The organism is Paenibacillus sp. P4_E11, from assembly GCF_056401635.1.
Map to the genome: position 1 here is coordinate 1 of NZ_JBFUIX010000293.1, position 2,983 is coordinate 2,983.

Sequence of the window (2,983 nt, forward strand, 5' to 3'; positions counted from 1 at the left end):
CCTTTAAGGTAGTGAGGGTTCGGGAACACAAGAACGTTAAGTGAAATTCTTGAAACTGACTTATTTTCTTTAAGCATTTCGAGGAAGTTGTAATTGGAAATTCAACAAAGTGCTGAGGTGAAAAATATGAAAATATTTTTGAAATTTGCAAGCAGGCTATCTTGCTCCTCCATCGCACTACTAGCCTATTTAATCATATTCTCATTTATTTCTGAATCTTATAATCCTATCGCTGTGTTGATATATTCATTTTTTGGATTTTATATTGCATGGAAGGGAATGTTAATATTACCGGTCGTTTCACTAATTATTGACGAATAATTATTAAATAATCTACTAATGAAGGTGAGTTATAAGATTAGTATATTGTTATGGATACTGATTTATTGCTTAGTAGGGATGATTATTGCTCGATTAGTCTACGGTCAGGAGAAATTTTTTATTATATCAGGTGTAATAACTTCCGTTATATATATTATTTTTTTGCAAGGTTACACACGATTAACTAATTATCAACACAAAAAAATAAATGAAGTTGATATAGATAGACTAGGGATTAAGTAATTAGATAAAGAAGTAAAATTACTGAGATTGAGATTTTTGGGTTATGTCAAGAAGTCAAGAACTTCGCTTAACACCGTATTCACGCTGCGGGGCATACGCCCCTTGGTCTACCCGAGGAATTTCGAGGAGGAGGATTCAGGCAGACAACTCTGCACCACCTAACCGCATCGCGGCCGGACCTAACGGTCCTTAAGGTGGTGAGGGTTCGTGAATACAAGAACGTTATATGAAAGATCGGTTAAGTACTAATAAAAAATGAAAAAAGACTAGAAGAATTCAAAATACTAAATCGTTGGTGATTACTATGAAAGCTAGGAATAGAATCATAACTATATCAATCACTGGGTTTGCAACAGCTAGTTTAAGCTCGCTACTAATTTCATTATTTATTTTTGGAGGCATTTCAGGAGAATTGATAATGCCTATGCTAATAATTAGCTTACCTGCTGTATATCTGCTAGGTACACCTGTAGCATTACTAATAAATCATTACATTAAAGGAGAGAGATTATCTACTTATTTAATTAAGCTTGTATTACATCTCATCGCAGGAATTATAACGACATTCATATTTTTAGTTATTATTGGAGAATTTAGAGCGGCAGTAGGAAATCAATCTGCTCTATTTTACATTTCAGGCAGTATTAATTCAGTAATGTATTTAATAATATTCTCCTTAATAAAACGCACAGGAGATACTGATTTTGAGTAATTAATAACAGATACAACATATTAAAACAGCAAAACATGGAATCCTTGAAAGCACAATAATCCAGTCGAAGAAGACCGATCCATCATATAACACCGCATTCCCGCTGGGGCCCCTAAAGGGGCCTTGGTCGCCGAGAGGATTTTCGAGGAAGTGGATTCAGGCGACACACCCGCACCACCTAACCGCATCGCGGCCAGTCGGGAACCGGCTTCGCCTATGGTTCCAAGCTCATTTAAGGTGGTGGAGCGTCGGGAATGCAACAACGTTAGGCGAAATTATTTCTAAAATAGGAGAAAATTAAGAACAATGAAACTACAATATAACTTTCAGAGATACTGGACTTTAAATTTCTTTTCTATTCTAAACTTTGAAACATTGTTAGATTATGTTAATGATGAAGATTCAATGAGGCTATTTACAAATAAGCATGGATGGAAAAGTGATGAACAAGGTAACATTATATTAATTCCGGAAGATGATGATTCAAGACAAACTATACATTCAAGCATCAAGAAAGATGTAATCTCAGCAATTGAAGTAATGAATAACCAAGTTATAGTTTACATGGCGACAATTATAGAAGCATCAATAAGTGATTTTTTCTATTGCATTTTTGCTATTGATCCACAAAGAATGAAGACTGTTAAGTCCGAAGATCGATTTGGTTTCTCGTATGAAGATTTCATAAAACATGAATCAAAAGATCAATTTTTACTTGTACTTGCTAGAAGAGCAGCAGGGATTTATTCCAGTGGGACAATTCATAATATCATAAAACGGATGACTGATATAAGTGGACTTACTTTTGAAATAGAAACTGTAAAAATAATAAGTAAAATTACTTCATTAAGAAACGAAATCGTACATGAGAACAAGCATCACGATTTTAAGATTGAGATGATAAAAAAATATAGCGAAACTATTGATCAATTCATTAAATGCATTGCAAGAAAACTAGTTGAAATGAATGTGGATGTTATAGACCCAGGTGACTTATTAGATCTTAGTGGGGGCTTCAAGTAAGAGAAATAACTTCGCCTAACACCATATTCACGCTGCGGCCGGCTGCGCCGACCTTGGTCTGCCCGAAGCTGTTTCGGGGATGTTAGCCAGGCAGACAACCCTGCACTGGCTAACCGCGTCGCGGCCGGCCTACGGCCTTAAGCCAGTGAGGGTTCGTGAATACAAGAACGTTACACGACAAGACGAAGGGAATATGGGGACAACTGTAAAGTCAGGGATAGCATTGATGATACATAAGGGACCAGAAGAAATAAATATCTGATTACTTTCGAGCGATCAGCGGTCGTGTACTTGATACWGTRGCGAATTGAGCAAGAGCATGCCAYGGAAGGATGTKCAGGAAGCAATCGCCGATGGCACTAAWGATTGAAGCAGAYCAAGAGAAATATCCTTGAAATTGAAAGACAGGCAGATYGGAAACCTYGGTGAATGCAATTTCAKAGAAGAATGTGGGTAACTCAAAGTCCCGTCGTGTAACAGCATGTTCCCACTGCAGGGCATACGCCCCTTGGCCCGTCTGAGGGATTTCGGAGGAGCTGATTCAGACGGACACATCCACCTACGGTGGACGTCGGGAACACAAGAACGTTATATGAAATCTGAGCAAACCTAATAATGAAAGGACTAATTTTGATGCATAATCTTCCGAAGCACTTTATATCCGCTGCTGCGATTGTATTGAAT

General features: G+C 37.4%; 2 protein-coding genes. Both read left to right on the top strand.

Features of this window, described 5'->3' with window-relative positions:
* The first annotated feature begins 982 nt into the window (after window positions 1–982).
* The gene (locus tag AC1DWB_RS33025) at window positions 983–1,276 is read left to right on the top strand and encodes a hypothetical protein (protein WP_477545327.1); all 294 of its coding nucleotides are present in this window, start codon (window positions 983–985) and stop codon (window positions 1,274–1,276) included.
* 306 nt (window positions 1,277–1,582) lie between these two features.
* On the top strand, window positions 1,583–2,299 hold the full coding sequence (locus AC1DWB_RS33030) for a hypothetical protein (protein WP_477545328.1): 717 nt from the start codon (window positions 1,583–1,585) through the stop codon (window positions 2,297–2,299).
* The last annotated feature ends 684 nt before the right edge of the window (window positions 2,300–2,983 follow it).